The following is a 22,405-nucleotide window of genomic DNA, read 5'->3' as shown; positions in this document are numbered from 1 at the left end:
TCATAAGTTTTGGATAATTTTTTCTGTTTCTTTGTACAATTGGTCAAAATTACCAATATTCGATATTTTAAAATCACAACGCTCAGAGTTTATGTATTCTTGGGATTTAACGATGTTTCTTGCTTTCTCCAAGGGGATACCGCGATTTTCTGACAGTCTTTCAATACGTAATTCTTCTGGGGCATCTACGTAGATAATTTTATCGCATAATTTGTCCAATCCTATTTTGAAAAGCAAAGCTGCATCTACAATTATTATATCATTTTTATTTGAAATTTCTTTCAGTATTTGTTCAGTTTTTTTAAGAATTTCTGGATGGACTATCTTATTCAATAATTCTAACTTTTCTTTGTCTGAAAAAACTATTTCGCCAAGTTTTGATCTAGAAATATTGTTATCATCATCGAATATTTCTTCTCCAAAATTTTCTTTTAATTTCTCTTTAATAAAAAAATAGGTTAAGACCTCGTGTCCTAACCTATCCACATCGATTATGGATGCCTTATCTCCGTATATATTTTTTATTATCTTTGATACAGTGCTTTTTCCAGATCCTGCAGGGCCTGTAATTCCTATTACCATTTTTACATCGTCACCTGTTTTTTGTTTTTAAGTTTGTTTTCTACCTCAATGCTGAAATCTTCGTAACCTTTTCTTCCCATCAAAGCATAAGTAACCTTTTTACCTAATTCGACGCCCGGTTGGTCATAAGGGTTTATCTCTAATAGATTTCCCATTACTGCTGTTTGAAATTCATATGCGAATATGAATTGTCCCACATTGAAGGGATTGATCTGAGGAAAAATAACTTTTAGATTTGGTCTATTGTTTTCTGTCAAAGCGTATTCCGTACCAGCTAGTTCTGTATTCAAAAGGGCTGAAAGATTTTTACCTCCCAGATAAGATAACTCGGGAAGATCACAGTGTATGTTAGGGATTTTTATGTTTCGTTCGAAATTTTCTAGTTGTATGAAAGTGATTACTTTATCGTAAGGCCCTTCGTTGTATAGTTGAACTTGGGAATGTTGGTCTGTTGTTCCTAATGCTTTTATTGGAGTTTGCCCAACGTTCACGATTTCACCTTTTAAATTGTATTTTTTCCCCAGACTTTCTGCCCATAATTGTCTGTACCAATCAGCTAGTAGATACAATTTGTTTGAGTAGGACATCATTACAGAAATATTGTAACCTTTCTGGTAATATAGATAATGCACTAAGGCGTTAAAAGCCGCAGGATTTTCCCAAATATTTGGATTGGTAACCCTTTTGTGCATTTCTTTGGCACCGTTGTATAAATCAATTATATCTATTCCACTTGCCAAAGCTGATAATAAGCCAACAGGGGTTAAAACACTAAACCTACCGCCAATTGAAGGAGGTATATCTAAAGTTTTTATTCCCTCCTCTTCAGCTAGCTTCTTTAATATACCTTTTTCAGGATCGGTGGTGAATAGAAAGTGTTTTTTTGGATCTAATCCGTATCCTTCGATTATTCCTCTTGCAACTAGATAATTTGCCATGGCTTCTGCTGTTGTACCGGATTTTGATATAACATTGAACAGAGTAGTCTTTGGATCGATTTGGTCCAAAACTGATGCTATAAAATCGGGGTCAACATTATCCAGGATGAAAATTTTAGGAGTTTTTCTTATTTCTTTAGACAAAGCGTTATAATGCAATGGATTAAGGGCTGTTTGCAGCGCTTGATTTCCTAATGCAGAACCACCTATGCCTAAAACTACTACACTTTCAAAACTTTGTATCCACGTTTTTAAATCCAAAACTCTATCTATGTAAACCCTTGTGAAAGGTAGATTCAAAAAGCCAGGATTGTTTTGTTTTATCGTTTCCACAATATCTTGAACTCTGTTGGCTTGGTCGTTTATTTCTTCTTCAGTTAAGCCATTTTCAATATTGGGATGGAAAACATTTGAAAAATCAAATTTTATTCCATTCATCTTTTTTCCCCCTTCTTGCGTTTAAATTATACTTTCAATATCGTATCAAACTGGCAATTTCTAAATCTTTTAGATTTTCCCTTGGGTTTAGGTAGGTTAGTTCAGCAAGACAGACAACACCAACGGTTTTCCCTCCGGCTCTGTCTATTAATTCCTTTATCGCTTTTGTAGTACCTCCAGTGGCTAACACATCATCAACGACTATCACCTTTTCGCCTTTATCTATCGCGTCAATATGCATTTCCAGAGATGTTTGACCATATTCTAGTTCATAAGAGATCGAATAAGTTTTGTAAGGTAGCTTTCCTGGTTTTCTTATGGGAACGAATTCTTTATTCATGATGTAAGCTAAAGGTGTGGCAAATATAAACCCCCTCGACTCGGGGGATACGATACAATCAAAATCCCACTCTTTTATCAATTCAGCGATTTTTTCGACTGAATACTTAAAAACTTCTGGATTTTTCAAAAGTGGGGTGATATCTCTGAATATAACGCCTTTTTCCGGAAAATCTGGTATATCTCTTATCCATTTTTTTAGGTCTACTATCTCCATGAGTTATCCTCCTAATACCTTTCTATTCTTATTTTTGTGCCAATTCCATGCGTCAGATATTATCTTTTCTAATTCCTTATGTTGAGGGTGCCAGTTTAAAACTTGTTCGGCTTTCTTTGAGGAAGCTATTAAAACAGCAGGATCACCAGACCTTCTTTCTACTACTTCGTAATTTATCTTTTTTGAAGTTACTTTTTCAGCTGTTTTAATAACCTCTAAAACGGTAAATCCTTGACCGTTACCTAAATTAAAAACGTCAGATTTTTCATTTTCCTTCATCCATTTCATAGCTAAAATATGGGCTTCTATCAAATCCATCACGTGAATATAGTCTCTAATGGGTGTTCCGTCCTTGGTTGGATAATCGTCGCCATAAACGTACAGCTTGTCTCTTTTTCCTAAAGCTGTTTCCAGAACTAATGGGATCAAGTGGGTTTCCGGTTCGTGAGCTTCACCTATACTGCCATCAGAATATGCCCCGGCAGCATTGAAATATCTTAAAGCTACATACCTTATAATATCAAGTTTAGAATACCAATTTAGTATTTCTTCAACCATTAATTTTGATTGACCATAGATGTTTGTAGGATTCTTAGGTTGATCTTCAGTGATGGGGACTATTTTAGGTTCTCCATAAACAGCAGCGGTAGAAGAAAAAACTATGTACCTACTTTTGTGTTTTTGCATACTGTTCAGAAGGTTCAATGTCCCACATATATTGTTTTTAAAATATTTATAAGGTTCTTTCATTGATTCACCAACCAATGAAAAAGCTGCGAAATGATATACTTCATCTATTTTGTAATTTTCAAATACATAATCAATATCTTTTTCGTTTCTAAGATCTCCTTCAACGACTTGTACATCTTTGACAGCCCACTTATGACCTTTTTCAAAGTTATCAAAAACTACTACTTCTTTATTTTGATCTTGCAACCTTTTGACCAAATGAGAACCTATGTACCCAGCTCCTCCTGTGACAAGTATCATTAGGTCACCCCTCTAATCAAGCATTAGCTCTAATGTTTAATATTTCTCCATCTTCTAATACTTCATCTTTTCCAGCTAATCTCCAAAGTCCTTGTTCTTTTACTTCTTCTTCGCTTCCGTATTTAATTAAATCCTCGTATTTCATAACCTCTGCGCGAATGAAATTCTTTTCAAAATCAGAATGTATTTTCCCGGCAGCTTCCTTCATTGTACTGCCTTTTTTTACGGTCCATGCTCTTACCTCGTCTTTTCCTACGGTGAAAAAGGAAATTAGTCCAACATGATTATACACAATTTTTGCTAATCTTTCAACACCAGGTTCTTTAATTGATAAATCTTCCAGGAATAATCTTTTTTCTTCTTCATTCTCTAGCTCGTTTATTTCTACTTCTATTTTTCCGTCAATTTCAATATACGCAAAATTCTGTTTTTTACATTCTTCAATTATCTGTTCCTTATATTCGTAACTATCTTTTGTAAATTGGTCATCGTCGACATTGACACATACGATAATGGGTTTTAAAGTGAATAAAGCTAAAGAACCAACTAATTTTTTTTCTTCCTCGCTCAAGTCCATTTTGGAAACGAAAACCTCATCCTCTAAAACTTCTTTTATTTTCAACAAAATTTTTTCTTCATTTTCTTCCGTCACTGAGAACTTTGTCTTTTTCTTTTGCGTTTCAAGCCTCTCTAATCGATTTTCTACAATTTCTAAATCTCTGAGAATTAGCTCTGTTTTCAAAATTTCTAGTTGTTTTATTGGATTATCAGCATTTTCAGGCCAAGGTACCGAGGGGTTTTTGAACGATCTTATAACCAAAAGCAAAGCATCAACATTTTGTATCATCTGAAAAATTCTTGTTTTTTCTCTTGGATCCCCTTTGTGGTCGTAACTTGGAATATCGATAAAATCTAAACTAGCAAAGATAATCTTTTTAGGATTGTATAAACGTGCAAGAGAATTAACTCTTTCATCTTTGATAATAGCTGTTCTTTTTATAGCCTCTCTTTTATAACTATCCTCTATTTTATAGTCGGTTAAAAGCGAAAAAATAGTAGTTTTACCCGTTAACGGAAGGCCGAATATGCCTATTTCCACCTAATTTTCACCTCTTTTCCTCTTTTTTAATTAATTCCCAATATTTATCTAACTCTTCTAAATTTAAAGCTTCAAATTCCTTTCCATCTTTTTCAATCGCTTTTTCCATCTGGTTGAAGCGTTCTATAAACTTCTCACTTGCCTTTCTTAAAGATACTTCCGGATCTATCTTTAAAAAACGAGCCAAGTTAACAAGTGCAAACAACAAATCCCCAAACTCTTCTTCTATCTCTGGTTGGGTTTTAGCCTCGTTAAGTTCGTCCACTTCTTCTTTTACTTTATCGAGCACATCTTTAACTTCTACCCAGTCAAACCCTACCGCAGCAGCGTTTTCTTGAATTCTTCTTGCCAGTGATAGTGCTGGTAAGGCTTTGTTAAGTTTACCGATTCTACTAAAGTTCTTCTCTCCATTCTCTTTTGCCTTTATTTCCTCCCACCTGGCATAAGAATATCCTTTTTCATCTCCAAAAACATGGGGATGTCTTCTCACTAACTTATTGATCAGTTCATCTATCACTTCAATGGTAAAAAACTCATTGTTTTCCTCAGCAATATTGGAATGAAAAACAACTTGGAGTAATATATCTCCTAACTCTTCTTTTATTTTTGTTACATCTTGTTCGTCAATAGAATCAACCAATTCATAAGCTTCTTCAATTATATATGGTTTCAAACTATCATGTGTTTGGGCTTTGTCCCAGTCACAACCTTTTGGTCCTCTCAGTCTTTTCATCACTGTCATAAGCTCTTCAAATTTTTCGCCTAATTCCAAAATAATTCCTCCTGTATTGTACTTATTAGCTTCCCTATTTATTATTCTGCTCTTTAAATATCCGATCGTGCTCCTTGATCTTCCTTTTTTTATCCAAATAATATAGCAACCATAATGCAAAAGCTACTCCTAACAGCAAGGGTAATAAATATTTAAGGAAAATTTCGAATACAACTCTCGATCTCAATTCTTTTAGAGCTTTTTCCATTTCTTCGGTGACATAGTTACGACTTTGAGCACCATTGAGAAAGTATCTAGCTAATTGGCCATATTCTTTTTTATCCCAATGATAGTAGGTTAATCCCAATTTAGACATTATTCTTCCATTTTCCTTGTCGTGGGTTAAAGCTTTTTGATAATATTCTATCTGTTTTCCGTAATTGTTTTCTATGTCACCTAAAAATTCGTATGTTTCAGATAGAATTGATGAGTCCTTTGAAACAGGAATTAAAGAAAGGGCTATTTCCTTAGATTTTTCCGTTTCTCCCATGTTGTAAAAAATTTTTGAAAAGTACAGTAAAGTTTGAGCATTTTGCCCTTTTAAATCCATATAACTATTATAAAGGTCTTTTATAATTTCGTAGTTATTTGTTTGAAAACTTATTTCTACCAATGATTCAATTATTTTTTTATCATAATTGTAAGTGAGATAGATTTCTTTTAAGTCATTATAAGCTTTTTGAGGATCATTATATATTTTAGATTTTGATAAGATTTGTCCTTGGTAATAAACAGTATAGGGAGTTTTCCCTCCCACAAGCCTTTCGATTTTTTCAGAATATTCAAAGATTTCTTTCGCTACAGATGGGTCCAAAGAATTTTGCCAATATTGGAAGTTGAAAAAAAGATACATAGAATTTATTATTATTGAATCAGGGTATTCTCTTAGGGCTTCTTCAAACAATTCGGTAGGTTCAAGGTAAAAATAAGGGTCTGACTCTTTTAATATCTTTAGGGTTGTCTCATCATCAGGAAACAGCACTAGATTTGAAAGTTGCAAATTATCTACATACATCGATAATCCCGTTTCCCATCGTTTCAACAAGCCTCCAAGGATCTTTAAATATGGATCATCTGATTCATACATTGTTTGAAGATCTACGTAGTAAACAAAATCATCAAAAACTGTGGCAAAGGTCGATAACGTAAAAATAATAAAAAAAAGCAACACAAATAATTTTTGTCTCAAAACGTTCCTCCTACAATGTCAAATAGTTTTAAAAGCTTTTTGAAAAATTTTCATCAATACATTTTTGTAGTAATAATTATATCATAAAGCTGCTTTTTAAGAAAGCTAACGCATTAGATGATATTAAATGATATCATATCTTTCAATCTTTTTGAAAAAGAACAAAAAACGATAAAACTTGAAATACATTTTTGGTTGTGGTATAATCTTATAAAAGTGATGACCTTTGGTCATTTTTATTTTATTAGAGGATCAAAATATGAGGCGAAATGGTTTGGAGAAGAAAAGCAAAGAGGAAAAGATGAATTTAATAATGAATGCAGCAGAAAAAATTTTTGTGGAAAAAGGTTACGAGAAAGCTACAATGACCGAAATTGCAAAAAGAGCTAGTCTTGCAAAGGGGACGTTGTATTTATACTTTTCAAGCAAAAAAGATCTATATTTTACCTCTGTTGAAAGAGCATTGTCTACTTTGCTCAGGTCTATTATTGAAAAATTTTCCTCTTGTAAAAACGGTTTTGAAAAGGTTGTATCAATGGGGGAAACATACGTATCATTCAGCCTTGAATATGTTGATTATTATAAATTGATATTGAATTATGAAACCTTGGAAGTTCATTTCGATGATAAAGATCCCCATGTGAAGAAGGCATATGAAAAGAGTGAAGAGATTTTTCAGCTATTAGTTGGCTCAGTTGAAGAAGGCATAAAAGATGGCTCAATAGACGAAAGATTGGAACCTTTAAAGATAGCGATGGTTTTATGGAGTGAGATAACAGGAATGGTTCAGCAAGTAAGCCTTAGAGAGACATTGTATGAAAAATGGACAGGCTTAAAGCCTCTACAAATATATGAATATTACATAGAAGTAACACAAAAGATGTTAGCTTCTTCATCATAATACCTCATCTATTGGGGTACTTTAACAAATTAATAAAATAACAGTCAGGAGGTATGCGGATGCGCAAAGTCGTAATAACTGGAATGGGAACAGTAAACGCTATAGCAAAAAACACAGAAGAATTTTCAGAGGGTTTAAAAGAAATGAGAATAGGCATAGATAAGATAACTCAGTTTGATACCTCGGATCATAAAGTTAAGATAGCCGCTGAAATAAAAGATTTTGATCCTCTTCAGTATATGGATAGTAGAACCGCCAAACGTTATGATAGGTTTTTGCAATTAGCTATTGCTGCCTCAGATGAGGCTATTGAGGATGCCGGATTGTCTCAAGATCAAGATTGGAGGGAAAATGCTGCAGTAATAATAGGTTCTGGGATTGGCGGTTTTAAAACGTTGTATCACGAGTTTGGAGTTCTGAACGAAAAAGGTCCGAAATATGTTAGCCCTTTTTTAATACCGATGATGATTGCAGATATGGCAAGTGGAGTTGTTTCTATAAAGCATAAATTAAAGGGACCAAATTTTACAACGGTTAGTGCGTGTGCTTCAGCTGTCCACTCAATAATAAGTTCTGTGATGTTGATAAGGAGTGGAGAAGTTGATGTGGCCATAACCGGAGGTTCCGAAGCGGTTATTGATCCTATGCCAATAGCGGCTTTTGCTAATATGATGGCACTTTCTCAAAGAAATGATGAACCGCAAAAAGCATCAAGACCTTTTGACAAAGATCGAAAGGGATTTGTTATGGGGGAAGGATCTGGAATATTAGTTTTAGAATCAGAAGAGCATGCAAAGGCAAGAGGGGCAAAAATTTATGGATATATAACAGGATATGGAATGACAGGAGATGCTTACCATATTAGTCAATCTGATCCTGAAGGTGAGAGTGCGGCAAGGGCAATAAAGAATGCCTTAAAGATGGCTGAATTAGATCCGTCGGATGTGGATCTTATAAATTGTCATGCCACCAGTACTCCTGTTGGAGATAATTCGGAAGTAAAAGCTATTAAAAAAATATTCGGTGAATTCGCTGATAAGCCATATTTACAATCAACTAAAACTTTAATAGGACATACTTTGGGAGCTGCTGGTGCAATTGAATTAATAGCTTCAGTAATAGAAAGTCATAATCATTTTGTTCATGGAATGCCAAATTTAGAAGAGCCCGATGAAGAGATGAAAACACTCAATATCCCAAGAGAGACTCAAGACGCTGAAGCAAATGTAATTTTAAAGAACTCTTTTGGGTTTGGAGGACACAATGCTTCTTTAATTTTTGTTAAATCATAAAAGGGGGCACAATTATGCCTAAGATAGGAATAGTAACCGATAATACATGTGACATCGAACCAAAACAATTAGAAGAAATGGGGATAGGTTGCGTTTCATTATATGTAAAGCGGAAAGATAAGTTTGAAAGGGCTGTGGACATTGATACAGACGATTTCTATGAGTTTTTAAAAACATCTGACTATATACCTGCTACTTCACAGCCAACGCCTCAAGATTTTGAAGAGGTATATAGGAAAATGCTTAAAGATTACGATGAGTTAATATCTGTCCATCTTTCAGAAAAACTGAGTGGAACTTATAATTCTGCTAGAATAGCTGGTCAGAATGTCGATGAAAAAAGGATACATATAGTGGAAAGTTATGAAGCCACATGGGGATTGGGTCATTTAGTACTAGAATTAAAAAAACTTATAGACTCAGGAGATTATACTATAGAAGAGTTGAGAAATTTTGTGGAACATTTTCAAGAAAAAGTGAACGTCTACTTTACCGTAGGAAATTTAAATTATCTTGCAAAAGGTGGCAGAATTGGAAAAGCAACCGCATTTGTTGGGAGTATGTTAAACATTAAACCATTGTTAAAACTTGAGAATGGTGAAATTTTGCCCGTTAAAAGAATTAGAGGATACAAAAAAATAATTAAAGAGCTTAGTACATTGGCAATGGAAGAAAAAGGCAAAGGAGAGTTAAAGAATATAACCGTTGAACATACGGGAAGTTTGAAATTAGGTGGCGATTTGTTGGATGAAGTAGTTAAACTGGGAGTACCAAGGGAAAAGATAATCTTTGAACCGATGGATATAATAATAGGTATGCATTTAGGACCTGATTCGGGTGGAATAGTAACTTCATGGGAGTGAAAATTATGAATATAGAGAAAATAATGAAGATATTACCCCATCGCTATCCTTTTTTGCTTGTTGATGGGGTTTTAGAGTTAAATGAGGAAAAGATCAAAGCGTTTAAAAATGTAAGTGTTAACGAACCTTTTTTTCAAGGCCATTTCCCAAATTATCCTATAATGCCAGGGGTACTTATTGTTGAGGGTATGGCTCAAACAGCTGGTTTATTGCTTTTGAAAGATACAAATGAGAATGTAATTCCTTTGTTTACAGGTATAGACAAGGCACGATTTAAGAAAGAAGTAAGGCCTGGAGACAAACTAATATACGATTTAGAAATTCTACAGAGGAAAGCAAACATGTTCAAATTAAAGGGAATAGCTACTGTTGAAGGACAGGTATGTGCCCAAGCAGAAATAATGGTAGGTATCAAAAAGAATTGAAGATGGAGGTGCTGATTTGGAACCCGTAAAAAATAGAGTAACTGACTTATTGAAAATCAAATATCCCATATTAGAAGGCGGAATGGCATGGGTGGGTACTGCAAAATTGGCTGCAGCTGTTTCTAATGCTGGTGGATTAGGAACTATAGGTTCTGGAAACATGGATGCAAAACTTTTAAAGAAACAGATTGATTCAATAAGAGAAATGACTGATAAACCTTTTGCCGTGAACGTTATCATGCTTAATCCTCATATAGAAGAAGTCATTGATCTGATAATTCGAGAAAAAGTTCCGGTTGCTATTTTGGGAGCTGGAAATTCTAGCAAATATATTCCTATGCTTAGAGAAAAGGGGATAACAACCTTAGCTGTGGTCTCCTCAGAAAATCTAGCGAAAAGGCTGGAAAATGCTGGGGCAGAAGCTATAATAGGCGAAGGAATGGAATGTGGTGGACACATCGGGGATGTAACTACCATGGTTTTGATTCAAAGGCTTTCCAGTATGTTGTCGGTTCCTGTAATAGCAGCAGGTGGAATTGCTAATGGCCCTGGTGCCGTTGCTGCTTTATCCTTGGGGGCAGAAGGTATTCAGATGGGGACTCGTTTTATAGCCACATATGAATGTGAAGCTCACGAAAATTACAAAGAGAAAATCATAAGTGCGGGTATTAGAGACACGGTAATTACTGGTCAGAAAATGGGTCATCCAGCTCGCATAATAAAAACAAAGTTTGGTAAAAAAATAGCGAAGTTAGAAGCATCATCCCCTGAAGAAGCTGAAGAAGCTTTGGTAGGTAGCCTTATGAAGGCTTTCCTGTATGGTGATGAAAAAAGCGGTTCTTTCATGGCAGGACAATCCGCTGGCTTGATAGAGGAAATAAAAAGTGTTAACGAGGTTATTGAAGATATAATGTCATATATTTTGAAAAATTACGACTTAGAAAAAAATATCGATAAAGGGAGGAAATAAGTTTTGCGATGTTTTGTGTTTACAGGACAAGGATCCCAATACTTGGGAATGGGAAAGGATATATTAGAAAAAAAACCCGAATATGAATTGTTTTTTGATAAAGTAAAGAATAAGATTGGAGTGGATATAAAAACTATAATATTTGGCACTGATGAAAAAGAGCTTACCTTAACCCAAAACGCACAAGTTGCTATATTAACAATTAGCTATATGAAGTATTTGAATGCTTTAGAAGAAGGTCTTAAACCTGATGTGGTGGCGGGGCATTCTTTAGGAGAATGGACAGCCCTTTTAGCCTCAAACATGATCAATTTCGAAGATGCAATTGAAGCGGTTTATTATAGGGGATTATACATGAGTGAAGCGTTTGAACCAGGAAAGGGTGGCATGGCAGCGGTAATAGGTATGGATTTAAATGAGATTGAAAAAATTTTAGCCAATTATCCAAACGTTCAAATAGCTAATTACAACTCTCCCTCACAGATTGTAATAAGTGGAGAAATGGAAGAACTCTTGATTTCTATGGAAAAACTCAAAGAAGAAGGAGCCAGAAAAGTTGTTCCTTTAAATGTAAGTGGTCCGTTTCATTCGAGATTTTTAAAAGATGCAGAAGAAAGGTTAAGAAAAAGAATTGAGCATATAGAATTCAAAAAACCAACGGTTCCTATTGTTCAGAATGTGACAGCGACATTTGAAACTGATCCTGATATCATCAAGGAAAATATAATTAAGCAAATAACTTCACCTGTTAGATGGATTGAATGTGTTGAGGAATGTGTGAAAAATGGTGTGGACGAATTTGTTGAAATTGGGCCGACAAAAGTGCTCACAAAATTTATTAAACAAATAAATAAAAACGTGAAACTAGTTAATATATAAAAAATCGGGGGTGTTCCCTTTGAAGTTGAATCAAAAGATTGCGATCGTAACAGGTGGCTCTAGAGGAATAGGAAAAGAAATATCACGGAATTTCATAAAAGAAGGTGCCATCGTAATAGCGATCGCTAAAGATGAAAGACCTCTAATAGAAGAAAACGAGAAAAGTGATTTTCCAGAAGATAAGTTCGTTTATTACCAAGCAGACATAACTGATTTTGCCACGATTAACGAGCTTGTGACTCAGATATATAATAAATACCAAAAAATCGACATATTAATAAATAATGCTGGAATGGCAAAAGATAACTTTTTAGTTATTATGAAAGAAGATGATTTTGATAAGGTAATACAAGTGAATTTAAAAGGAACTTTTATCATGACAAAAGCAGTTGCAAAGATAATGAGAAAACAAAAGTTTGGAAATATAATAAGCATGGCAAGTGTGGTAGGCATGGAAGGAAACATTGGCCAAACTAATTATTCAGCAGCAAAAGCAGGTATTATAGGAATGACAAAATCTTGGGCGAAAGAACTTACAATGAAAGGAGAAAATATCAGAGTAAACGCCATTGCGCCCGGATTTGTTAGAACAGGGATGACAGAAAGTTTAAAAGAAGAATTGATAGAGTATGTTGTAGAAAATACGTGTTTAAAACGATTGGGGGAACCTCAGGATATAGCCAAATTGGCCGTATTTTTGGCCAGTGATGATTCTTCCTTCATAACAGGACAAGTTATAAGGATAGATGGTGGATTAAGAATTTAATGTTTTAAAATAAAAATCCCGAGGTCATTGAATGCACAGCCTCGGGATTTTGTTTTCAAAAGAGATGGTACACTTTAAAGATTGAAACAGTTATAAGTGCCGTTACTGACATAATCTTGATTAGTATATCAAGCGAAGGACCAACGGTATCTTTCAGTGGATCCCCAACTGTATCGCCTACGATTGCTGCCTTATGTGCATCCGTACCTTTTCCTTCTCCTTCGACACCACCGGATTCTATTCTCTTTTTAGCGTTATCCCAAGCACCTCCAGAATTGGCGGTAAATATTGCTAACATGACACCACTAAGAGTAGTTCCTATCAAAAGCCCTCCTACGAAGTTTGGACCAAGTAAAAGTCCAGAAATTATAGGTGTTAAAGTGGCAATGAGAGCGGGGAATTTTATTTGACTTAGAGAACCTTCGCTACTAATCCTGATGCATCTTTCGTAATCGGGGTCTGCTGTTCCCTCCATCAATCCGGGTATTTCTCTAAACTGTCTTCTAACCTCATCAACCATCTTGTTAGCAGCATTTACCACGGCATTTATTAGAAAAGAACTAAAAAAGAAAGGTAGTGCAGCACCGAAAATAGCTCCGGCTATTGTTCTAGAATCTATCATGTTCAAGATCAAGATACTTTCTAAATGCCCTACTCCTCCATCTCCTGGACCTGCTTGAGAATAAATAAAAGATGCGAAGAGAGCTAATGCCGCTAAAGCAGCGGAACCAATAGCAAAGCCTTTACCTATAGCAGCTGTTGTGTTCCCTACAGAGTCTAGTTTATCGGTTATCTCTCTAACCTCTGGGGGCAATTTTGACATTTCGCTTATTCCACCAGCATTATCTGCGATTGGACCGTACGAATCAACTGAAACGGTTGCTGCAACGAAAGAAAGCATACCCATAGCAGCCATAGCTACACCGTACAACCCGGCTATCTCAAAGGACACAAGGATCCCTAACATCAAAAGGAAAACGGGCAACAGAACGCTTTCCATTCCTAAAGCTAATCCTTTTGTTATGACAATAGCTGGACCACCCTTAGCAAATTCGCTTAATTCCTTTGTTGGATGGTATGCATCATTAGTGTAATATTCCGCTATAAGTCCCATAAAAATACCGTCTATTATACCTATAACAGCTGCCAACCAAGGGGAGAAGTATCCTAATCTGAAACCGATATTTTGAAATTCAGTAACACTAATGCCTCTCAAGTAGAAAAAGCTAAGAAAAAAAGTTATAATTAAAGTTAAAAATGCTGATGTCATCAAAGAGAAATTTAAATCTCTATGGGGATCATCAGAAGGCTTTTTTAAGATTATGTATAATATGCCAATCATCGAAGAAATTAATCCTAGTGATATAAAAAGTATCGGATAGTAAGTTAATCTCATGGTGGCATCATAAGAAAAGTTTTGAGATCCCAAAAGGAAATGAGTATATAATATTAGAACTATAGATGAAATTACGGCACCGACATAACTTTCCAACAAATCAGCACCAAGTCCTGCAACATCTCCAACGTTATCTCCTACGTTATCAGCGATAGTTGCGGGATTTCGTGGGTCATCTTCCGGTAAAGCTAATTCTGTTTTTCCAACTAAGTCTGCTCCCATATCCGCTGCCTTTGTGTAAACTCCTCCTCCAACCCTATCAAACATAGCGATTATTGAACATCCAAGGGCGTATCCTGAAACGGTCATGGTGAAAGGAATGTAATTTATTCCTAACCAGTTGACTTTGATTACCAAATTTTCTGGAGAAAGCTGTCCCAACCAATTTCCAAAAATAATATATACTAAAAATAAACCTAATAGAGCCAATCCAGAAACGCTGAGCCCCATAACACTCCCGCCTTGAAAGGCGACTTTAAGAGTTTTTCCTATACTTTTCTCTGTTCGAGCCTTATTGCTAACCCTGACATTGGCATAAGTAGCTATTTTCATACCTATGTATCCTGATAGGGCACTAAAAAAAGCTCCCATTACAAAAGCGACTCCAACATACCACTCTACTACGATACCTAAGGCTAAAGCGATAAAAACGCCATAAATGGACAATACTTTAAGCTCATGGTTAACAAAGGCGGAAGCACCAATTCTAATGGCCTTTGCAATGTGTTGCATCCTCTCTGTGCCTTCATCTAAAGCGACGACCTGCCTAAAGTTAACACTTGCAAAAATTAAAGCAATAACAGGGACTACTGCCAAAATCCATAGACTACCCACTGTTTCACCTCCGAAGTGTTGTTAGATTTGAAGTATAACATAATATCCCATTTTATTATATCATTTTTTATTCAAAAAAATAAGTTTTAATAATGGCAATTAAATGTGATTAGAAACAATTAAGCGACTTTAAAAACAATTAGAAGGGTATATCTTCCAAATGGTATTTATTGTTTTTCTAAATACTTTTGATAAAATATATACTAAAGAACAGAAGTTTTAAGAAAAATTAATATGTATATTGTGTTAAATATCACAAAAGAGGGGGAGTTTTATTTGTTATCCGATATGAGTTTAAAAGAATTTTTAGAAAAGCTTTCGTCTAACGAACCAGCTCCAGGAGGCGGAAGTGCAGCAGCATTAGCGGGTTCTATTGCGGCTAGTTTGGGATGCATGGTAACTAATTTAACAATTGGCAAAAAAAAGTACGAAGAAGTGGAAGAAGAAATGAAAAATTTGAAAGTAAAATTGGAAGAGTACAGGGAGAAATTCCTTCAACAAATGGAGGAAGATGCAGAAGCTTTCAACAAAGTGATAGAAGCATTAAAACTTCCAAAGAGTACTGAAAAAGAGAAAAGAGTCAGAAATGAAAGAATCCAAGAAAAAACAAAAAAAGCCACCCTTGTTCCTCTACAAATAGCGAAAGATGGGTTAGAACTCATGGAACTTTCAGGGGTTATAATAGAAAAGGGTTATAAAATGGCTAAAAGTGATGCTGCTATTTCGCTTGTAATGGCTAAAACAGCGGTTGATGGTGGATTATATAATGTAAAAATAAATCTTCCATCGATTAAAGACGAAGATTTTCTAAGAGACATCAACAGTCAAATTGAAAAAATTGAAGGAGAAGCAAACACCCTTGAATTAAGACTGCTATCCAAAGCTAATATATAATTTTAAAAAAGGGGGTGGAACATAATGGCTGAAGAAGAATATTTAAGAGAAGAATTAATGAAAAAAAAGAAAACTTTAGAAGCAGAGAAGAAATCTATAGAAAAGTACATGGGCCCTCATGAACACGATGAATCTCTTGAAAAAGAATGGGAAAGGATTAACCAAGAGTTAGAGCAAATTGAAAAACAGTTGGAAGAAATAGAGAACGAATAAAAAGTTGGCCGGTTCTCTACCGGCCATATTTTATGAAACTCATTTGAAAAGGATTTAGGGGTGAAAATAAGTTTGATTTTCCAACAATTCCTCTTTTGGTACGTTTCGAATCTCTTTGGCGGGAACACCGACATATATTTTTTTTGGTTCCAAATTTTTAGTAACCACGCTTCCGGCGCCAACCAACGCATCTTCTCCAATTATTTTTCCTGGTAATATTGTTGCGTTAGCTCCTATTCTTGCCCCCTTTTTGACAACGGGACCTTTGAAAAGCGTTTTTCTCTTCTCTGTTCTTCCTAAAAATTGATCATTGGTAAAGGTAACTCCTGGAGCTATGAAACAATAATCTTCTATTGTAGAGATGGCCGTAATGTAAGCCTCTGTTTCTATCTTTACGTACTTACCTATTCTACTTTTATTTTCTATTGTAGCACCTTTTCCGATGATAGTATTTTCTCCAATTTCTACATCTTCTCTTATGCTCGTCAAATCTCCAATAAAAACGTCATTTGATATTTTAGTACCTTTATATAAGATGCAACATGCTCCCACGATGACATTATTGCCCAAAGTTATAGGAGAAAAAGTTTTTGTTTCTGTTGTGGCAGAATTTTTAGCTTTAAGAGGAGATTTCCCTATTATAGAATTATCTGATATTGTACAGTTTTCTCCAATAATACTACCTTTTTTTATTATTACATTATTTCCTATTATAGTACTTTTTTTAATAACAACATTTTCTTCAATTATAGCATTGTAACCTATTTGAACGTTATTATCAATTTTAGCGGTTTTTGATATATAAGAAGACATTTTTATCCCCCTTAGGTGTATAAAAAATAATTTTAAGAAAACTCTTTTGATATTTCTATTATTATCTTATCGTCTACCAAACCTTTAACGGTTTTTCCCTTTTTAATCCTTTGTCTGATATCAGTTGATGAGATTTCAACGATAGGACTTTCCAATTTCACATACTCAAAATCTACACTGTATGGTTTTTTTTCTTCAAAGTATCTAGGATAGACTACTAATTTTACCTTCTTCAATATTTCTTCCCATTTATACCATTTGTGAAAGTTTTTAAGGGAGTCTTCGCCTATCAAAAGATAAATATTTTTATCAAAGTTCGATAAATATTCTATGGTTCTGATTGTGTATGACGGTGAGGGCAGTTTATTTTCTATATCGCTTACTTCGAAATAATATTCAAAAAAAACCTTCTCACACCAAGAATACCTCTTATCGAAATTTGCTATGAAATCTAGGCTCTTATGTGGGGGATTTTTAGAAGGTACTATTAAAAATCTATCAGGTTTAAATTCATCATAAGCTATCTCAGCGATTATTCTATGACCTATATGAGGAGGGTTAAAACTACCGCCAAAAAGCATCAACATGGCAAACACCTTTTCTTATGGAATGTATTCAAAAGCGAAATTTCCAATGTACACCGTATCTCCTTCTTTAACTCCGGCATTTTTGAGAATTTTATTCAATCCGTTTTTTTCTAATGTCTTTAAAATTAACAAGCGAGAATCCTTTTGGTTGATATCGTATCTAGTTAATAACTTTTCAATGCCATATCCCACAACCTCAAATGTTTCATTATCCCACTTTATAACGTTGATTTTTATATAAGGATCGGGTTCATAGCTGACAGGTTGTATTTTGATTTTTTCCGTCACGGTAGATTTTAGCCTTTTTTCAAAAAACTTCTGTTGTTCAATCTTTTCTTTGCTTATATGATTCCAGACCATAGTTATAAGCTCTTGAATGTTTTCACCAGTATATGCAGAAATTGGGAAAATATCTTTTCCAGTTCTATTTTTGAAATCTGTTAATCTCTTTTCAAGAGTGTCTTTCTGTATAGTATCTATCTTATTTGCAACTATGATCTCTTTCTTTTTAGAAAGAATATGAGAAAAAGACTCTAATTCTTTTCTAATAAGTATATAGTCCTCTACTGGATCATCTCTTTCAAAACAAGATATATCGATAAGATGTACTAAAATGGAACATCTTTCAATATGTCTTAGAAATTGATCTCCTAAACCTTTTCCTAAATGCGCTCCCTCTATAAGTCCAGGGATATCCGCTACTATGAAAGAATAACCTGTGTCGATTTTTACCACGCCTAAATTTGGAACTATAGTTGTAAAAGGGTAATCAGAGATTTCCACTTTGGCGTTTGAAATCCTTGAAATTAATGTTGATTTACCCACGTTAGGGTAACCAATCAATCCGACATCTGCTACAATTTTTAAGACAAGCTTTAGATTTTTAGATTCACCTTCCACCCCTTTTTCCGCGATTCTTGGAACCTGTAGAGTTGAAGTTGCAAATCTCGCATTTCCTTTCCCGCCTTTACCTCCACGAGCAACAACCAAATATTGTTCCGGTGCTTTTAAATCTGAAAGTAATTCATTGGTTTCAAGATCATAGACACAAGTACCTACAGGTACCTCTATCAAAACATTTTCTCCGGATTTACCAGCTTTCTTTTTATTTTTACCATTTTCACCGTTTTTTGCTCTAAAAATTTTCTTGTATTTAAAATCTACCAATGTATTTTTATTGAGTGTTGATTTGATGATAATTGAACCACCGTCTCCTCCGTCTCCACCATCTGGCCCACCTTTTTCTACATATTTTTCTCTTCTAAAGCTTACAGCTCCATCGCCTCCTTTTCCTGCAATTACTTTGATATTCACTTCATCTACAAAATCACCGATCAAAACGTTACACCTCCACTTATTTATCAAAAATCCTTTTAATAGAATTTTTATCGAATCCAAATTCTTCTTCCTCTATATTCCCTAAAGGTTCAACGTGGATTATCACATCTTTTATGTAAGGATTTATTTTTTTCAACTCCCTTTCAACTTGAGAGGCTATTTCATTAGCTTCTTTGATTGTCATCTCTTCGTCTACTTCGATATGAAGTTCGACAAAATAGACATATCCAGCTTTTCTCACTCTAATTTTATGGGGATTATAAGCTTTACCAATCTTTTCAACGGCTTCTAAAGTATTGTAATAGATTTCCCCTAACTCTTTTGAACTGCCCATAAACTCATCCGAAGTTTCAAGGAACATCTTTATTCCAACTCTGAATATGAAGACGGATACTATAATCGCCACCAACGGATCCACCCACATTATGTTTAACGTAAGATAAAATATGATCCCAATTAAAACAGACAAAGAAGTTAAAATGTCATTTCTCATATTTAAGGCATCAGCCACTAAAGAAGAACTTCTTATTTTATTTCCGACGGAGAATTTATACTTATATAAAAAATATTTGGTAACTATCGAAATCAAAGAAATCCATAGTACTAAATAAGGCCTGTAAATTAAAAAATTATGGTTTATTATACTTTGAATGGAACCTGTAAGAACTTGAAAACCTGCGTAAATAATTACTAAAGATAAAACCTTAGTAACTATCGTCTCAGCTCGTTCATGACCAAAAGGATGGCTCTCATCTGCAGGCTTACTTGAGATTTTCGATGCAATTAAAGTTAGTATCGAAGTTATTATATCCGTAGTTGTATCTATTCCATCAGCTAAAATAGCCATACTACCCGTAATGAAAGAGATAACTAATTTTAAAAAAGCAAGGGCAGCGTTTATTATTATTCCCATCCATGAGGCTTTTGCAGCCAATTTTTCTCTTTGTGAATTAATCTGAAAAGCTTCTTCATTTAGTGTTTTCTTCAAATAATATTCTCCTTTGCTGATTTTTGTGAATGTTGGCTAAAAACGAAATTCTGACAGTCAATATACCTATGGACATTACTTATTATACCACAACTAATATTCTTTGAATACAAACTTATTTTTCACATGACGTTCTTTTATGGTATAATTAAAACAGATATTTAGATAGAGTGGTTGATGAGCAAAAGTGCGCTAAAGCAACTAAAAGCAGTTTCGAACAGAAAAAAGGAGAGTGGATCTTATAAATATTTTAAACATTAATGGTTTAATTCCGAAGTTGCCAATAATCCAAGGAGGCATGTCTGTTGGCATTTCTCTTGATAATTTAGCATCAGCGGTAGCAAACGCTGGGGGGATTGGTATAATAGGTACTGCGGGAATTGGATTAATCGAAAATCCTCAAGCGAGAAAAGTGAAAGAAGCGAATATGGAGGGTCTTAAAAAGGTTATTAGAAAGGCAAGGGAAAAGACAAATGGAATAATTGGTGTAAATATAATGACTGTTTTGACTGATTATAAAGAGCTTGTGAAAACGGCGGTAAAAGAAGAAATTGATTTAATAATATCGGGAGCCGGGTTACCTTTAAATTTACCTGAATTTGTAGATAAAAATTCTAAAACAAGGTTAGTTCCTATAGTTTCTTCTTTAAAAGCTGCCCAGATAATATTCAAGAAATGGTGGATGAAATATAAGTATATTCCTGATGCATTTATAGTGGAAGGTCCAAAGGCTGGGGGACATTTGGGATTTAAAAAGATTAACCTGGATAACCCTGAATTTCAACTCGAAGTTACCGTTCCTCAGATAGTAGATTTCTGTGAGGAAATTAAAAAAGAATACAATAAAGAAGTACCCGTAATAGCTGCCGGGGGTATAGACTCACCTGAAAAAGTGAAAGAGATATTTTCGTTGGGGGCGAAGGGGATACAAGTAGGAACTCCTTTTATAGCCACTAAAGAGTGTGATGCCGATATAAAATTTAAAGAGGCTTTGATAAATGCCAGAGAAGAGGATATAGTAATAATCGAAAGTCCCGTAGGACTTCCGGGAAGAGCTGTCAAAAACAAATTTATAGAAGATGTTTCAAGAGGAATTAAAAAACCATTCAAATGTCCTTATCACTGTATTAAAACGTGTAATTTTGTTGATGCTCCTTATTGTATAGCCCAAGCCCTACTTAACGCAGCAAAAGGGAATTTAGATGAGGGGTTTGTTTTTAGTGGACAATATGGCTACAAAATTGATAAAATTACATCTGTGCAAGAGGTAATAAACTATCTTTTTGAAATCAATGAAGAGAAAGCGAAAAAGCCAACTCCACAACGCTTATAGAGACGAGGATTTTTGATAAGTAATCCATAGTTGATTAGCCTCAGTCACCAACAAAAAACTTAGGAACTCAGTCCAGGATGAAGAGGTCCAAAAGAAGAATTTAAATTAAAGACAGTAAAAAAAATAAAAAAGAGGAGGTCATCTTATGTTAAATTTTGAATTTGTAAGTCCGACACGAATAATCTTTGGGAAAAAAGCCGAAGAAAAGGTTGGGGAAGAGGTAAAAAAGTATTCCAATAAGATTTTATTTCACTATGGGCAAGGAAGCATTAAAAAAACAGGTTTGTATGATAAAGTGGTAAAATCTTTAAAAAATGTAGGAGTTGAGTTTGTTGAATTGGGTGGTGTTCAACCCAATCCCAGATTAAGTTTGGTAAGAAAGGGCATTGAAATATGTAAAAAAGAAAATATTACTTTTATATTAGCTGTGGGTGGAGGAAGTGTAATAGATTCCGCAAAGGCTATAGCAGCAGGAATGAAATATGAGGGAGACGTATGGGAATTGTACGAAGGGAAGGGAACTTTGAAAGAAGCGCTTCCCGTTGGTGTCATTCTAACCATCCCTGCTGCGGGTAGTGAAGCTAGTATGGGGTCGGTTATTACAAATGAAGATGGATGGTATAAAAGAGCAATAAATTACGATATTTTAAGACCGGTTTTTGCAATAATGAATCCTGAACTGACTTATACACTTCCATCTTTTCAAACAGCTGTAGGAACGGTGGATATGTTAACTCATGTAATGGAAAGGTACTTCACCAACACCCAGCATGTTGAGTTAACCGATAGATTGAGTGAAGCTACAATGAGAACTATAATTCACAATGCACCTTTAGCCCTTAAAGATCCTTACAATTACGATGTCAGAGCTGAAATTATGTGGGCTGGTACCGTTGCGCATAACGGTTTATTAGGAAACGGAAGGGAAGAAGACTGGGCAACTCATGATATAGAACATGAAGTGAGTGGCATTTACGATGTTGCACATGGAGCAGGTTTGGCTGTTTTATTCCCGGCTTGGATGAAATATGTTTATAGGCACGATTTAAACAGATTTGCTAGGTATGCTGTAAATGTTTGGAACGTCGAAGCTGATTTCTTCAACTTGGAAAGAACAGCTTTAGAGGGTATTAAGAGGCTTGAAAAATATTACAAAGAGGATTTAAAATTACCAATCACTTTGAAGGAATTGAAAGTTCCCGATGACAGATTCGAAGAAATGGCAGAAAAGGCAACGGAAAGAGGACCTTTGGGTAATTTTGTAAAACTTTACAAGGAAGATGTTCTAAATATCTTAAAATTAGCTAGGTAAAAAAGGGCTTTATGCCCTTTTTCCATTTTTAGGGATA

The 22,405-nt window shown here is 34.8% G+C and carries 23 protein-coding genes; 11 read left to right on the top strand and 12 right to left on the bottom strand.

Going from position 1 to position 22,405, the window contains the following annotated elements; genetic code table 11:
* From coaE to AA81_RS06880, 7 genes are read right to left on the bottom strand one after another with little or no spacing between them, the layout of a single operon-like run.
* Nucleotides 1–582, bottom strand: coding sequence for a dephospho-CoA kinase (coaE, locus tag AA81_RS06910; RefSeq protein ID WP_103065540.1), 582 nt, complete (start codon nucleotides 580–582; stop codon nucleotides 1–3).
* 2 nt (nucleotides 583–584) lie between these two features.
* Nucleotides 585–1,958, bottom strand: coding sequence for a glucose-6-phosphate isomerase (locus AA81_RS06905; RefSeq protein WP_103065539.1), 1,374 nt, complete (start codon nucleotides 1,956–1,958; stop codon nucleotides 585–587).
* Between the two features lie 34 nt (nucleotides 1,959–1,992).
* Nucleotides 1,993–2,514, bottom strand: a complete 522-nt coding sequence (locus AA81_RS06900; protein WP_103065538.1) for an adenine phosphoribosyltransferase — start codon at nucleotides 2,512–2,514, stop codon at nucleotides 1,993–1,995.
* A gap of 3 nt (nucleotides 2,515–2,517) precedes the next feature.
* Entirely contained in the window at nucleotides 2,518–3,504 is a 987-nt protein-coding gene (gene galE, locus AA81_RS06895) for a UDP-glucose 4-epimerase GalE (RefSeq protein ID WP_103898639.1), read from the bottom strand.
* A gap of 16 nt (nucleotides 3,505–3,520) precedes the next feature.
* Nucleotides 3,521–4,603, bottom strand: a complete 1,083-nt coding sequence (locus tag AA81_RS06890) for a DUF933 domain-containing protein (RefSeq protein WP_103898638.1) — start codon at nucleotides 4,601–4,603, stop codon at nucleotides 3,521–3,523.
* 7 nt (nucleotides 4,604–4,610) lie between these two features.
* Complete coding sequence (gene mazG, locus AA81_RS06885; RefSeq protein ID WP_103898645.1) at nucleotides 4,611–5,378, bottom strand: nucleoside triphosphate pyrophosphohydrolase; 768 nt, start codon at nucleotides 5,376–5,378, stop codon at nucleotides 4,611–4,613.
* Between the two features lie 31 nt (nucleotides 5,379–5,409).
* Nucleotides 5,410–6,564, bottom strand: coding sequence for a tetratricopeptide repeat protein (locus AA81_RS06880; RefSeq protein ID WP_103898637.1), 1,155 nt, complete (start codon nucleotides 6,562–6,564; stop codon nucleotides 5,410–5,412).
* Between the two features lie 259 nt (nucleotides 6,565–6,823).
* Between AA81_RS06880 and AA81_RS06875 the strand changes: the two genes are divergently transcribed.
* Genes AA81_RS06875 through fabG form a run of 7 tightly spaced genes read left to right on the top strand, consistent with a single transcriptional unit; the run spans nucleotide 6,824 to nucleotide 12,660 of the window.
* Nucleotides 6,824–7,465, top strand: a complete 642-nt coding sequence (locus AA81_RS06875; protein WP_103898636.1) for a TetR/AcrR family transcriptional regulator — start codon at nucleotides 6,824–6,826, stop codon at nucleotides 7,463–7,465.
* Between the two features lie 59 nt (nucleotides 7,466–7,524).
* Nucleotides 7,525–8,757, top strand: a complete 1,233-nt coding sequence (fabF, locus tag AA81_RS06870) for a beta-ketoacyl-ACP synthase II (protein ID WP_103898635.1) — start codon at nucleotides 7,525–7,527, stop codon at nucleotides 8,755–8,757.
* A 14-nt stretch (nucleotides 8,758–8,771) separates the two neighbouring features.
* Complete coding sequence (locus AA81_RS06865) at nucleotides 8,772–9,620, top strand: DegV family protein (RefSeq protein ID WP_103898634.1); 849 nt, start codon at nucleotides 8,772–8,774, stop codon at nucleotides 9,618–9,620.
* A 5-nt stretch (nucleotides 9,621–9,625) separates the two neighbouring features.
* Entirely contained in the window at nucleotides 9,626–10,045 is a 420-nt protein-coding gene (gene fabZ / locus AA81_RS06860) for a 3-hydroxyacyl-ACP dehydratase FabZ (RefSeq protein ID WP_169999658.1), read from the top strand.
* 16 nt (nucleotides 10,046–10,061) lie between these two features.
* Nucleotides 10,062–11,015 carry a nitronate monooxygenase gene (locus AA81_RS06855; RefSeq protein WP_103898633.1) on the top strand — a complete coding sequence of 318 codons (954 nt, stop codon included), beginning with the start codon at nucleotides 10,062–10,064 and terminating at the stop codon, nucleotides 11,013–11,015.
* 3 nt (nucleotides 11,016–11,018) lie between these two features.
* Nucleotides 11,019–11,894 carry an ACP S-malonyltransferase gene (gene fabD / locus AA81_RS06850; protein WP_103898632.1) on the top strand — a complete coding sequence of 292 codons (876 nt, stop codon included), beginning with the start codon at nucleotides 11,019–11,021 and terminating at the stop codon, nucleotides 11,892–11,894.
* Nucleotides 11,895–11,913: 19 nt separating this feature from the next.
* On the top strand, nucleotides 11,914–12,660 hold the full coding sequence (gene fabG, locus AA81_RS06845; RefSeq protein WP_103898631.1) for a 3-oxoacyl-ACP reductase FabG: 747 nt from the start codon (nucleotides 11,914–11,916) through the stop codon (nucleotides 12,658–12,660).
* Between the two features lie 55 nt (nucleotides 12,661–12,715).
* Here fabG and AA81_RS06840 read toward each other — a convergent pair whose 3' ends face one another.
* Complete coding sequence (locus tag AA81_RS06840) at nucleotides 12,716–14,890, bottom strand: sodium-translocating pyrophosphatase (RefSeq protein WP_103898630.1); 2,175 nt, start codon at nucleotides 14,888–14,890, stop codon at nucleotides 12,716–12,718.
* A gap of 276 nt (nucleotides 14,891–15,166) precedes the next feature.
* On the opposite strand from AA81_RS06840, the gene AA81_RS06835 reads away from it, so the two are divergent.
* Nucleotides 15,167–15,784 carry a cyclodeaminase/cyclohydrolase family protein gene (locus AA81_RS06835; protein ID WP_103898629.1) on the top strand — a complete coding sequence of 206 codons (618 nt, stop codon included), beginning with the start codon at nucleotides 15,167–15,169 and terminating at the stop codon, nucleotides 15,782–15,784.
* A gap of 24 nt (nucleotides 15,785–15,808) precedes the next feature.
* Entirely contained in the window at nucleotides 15,809–15,997 is a 189-nt protein-coding gene (locus tag AA81_RS06830) for a hypothetical protein (RefSeq protein ID WP_103898628.1), read from the top strand.
* A gap of 54 nt (nucleotides 15,998–16,051) precedes the next feature.
* On the opposite strand, the gene AA81_RS06825 is transcribed toward AA81_RS06830, so the two are convergent.
* The 4 genes from AA81_RS06825 to AA81_RS06810 are packed head-to-tail and all read right to left on the bottom strand — an operon-like array spanning nucleotide 16,052 to nucleotide 19,723.
* Nucleotides 16,052–16,810, bottom strand: coding sequence for an N-acetyltransferase (locus AA81_RS06825; RefSeq protein WP_103898627.1), 759 nt, complete (start codon nucleotides 16,808–16,810; stop codon nucleotides 16,052–16,054).
* 32 nt (nucleotides 16,811–16,842) lie between these two features.
* Entirely contained in the window at nucleotides 16,843–17,397 is a 555-nt protein-coding gene (nadD, locus tag AA81_RS06820; protein ID WP_103898626.1) for a nicotinate (nicotinamide) nucleotide adenylyltransferase, read from the bottom strand.
* Nucleotides 17,398–17,412: 15 nt separating this feature from the next.
* Nucleotides 17,413–18,735, bottom strand: coding sequence for a GTPase ObgE (obgE, locus tag AA81_RS06815; protein WP_103898643.1), 1,323 nt, complete (start codon nucleotides 18,733–18,735; stop codon nucleotides 17,413–17,415).
* Between the two features lie 16 nt (nucleotides 18,736–18,751).
* Entirely contained in the window at nucleotides 18,752–19,723 is a 972-nt protein-coding gene (locus tag AA81_RS06810) for a cation diffusion facilitator family transporter (RefSeq protein ID WP_103898625.1), read from the bottom strand.
* A 232-nt stretch (nucleotides 19,724–19,955) separates the two neighbouring features.
* On the opposite strand from AA81_RS06810, the gene AA81_RS06805 reads away from it, so the two are divergent.
* Nucleotides 19,956–21,056 carry an NAD(P)H-dependent flavin oxidoreductase gene (locus AA81_RS06805; protein ID WP_103898624.1) on the top strand — a complete coding sequence of 367 codons (1,101 nt, stop codon included), beginning with the start codon at nucleotides 19,956–19,958 and terminating at the stop codon, nucleotides 21,054–21,056.
* A gap of 145 nt (nucleotides 21,057–21,201) precedes the next feature.
* Nucleotides 21,202–22,368, top strand: a complete 1,167-nt coding sequence (locus AA81_RS06800; protein ID WP_103898623.1) for an iron-containing alcohol dehydrogenase — start codon at nucleotides 21,202–21,204, stop codon at nucleotides 22,366–22,368.
* Nucleotides 22,369–22,405 lie beyond the last annotated feature (37 nt).

Source organism: Petrotoga halophila DSM 16923, assembly GCF_002924615.1.
Note: the sequence above shows the minus strand (reverse complement) of the source record. Positions and strands in the feature narration are given on the sequence as shown.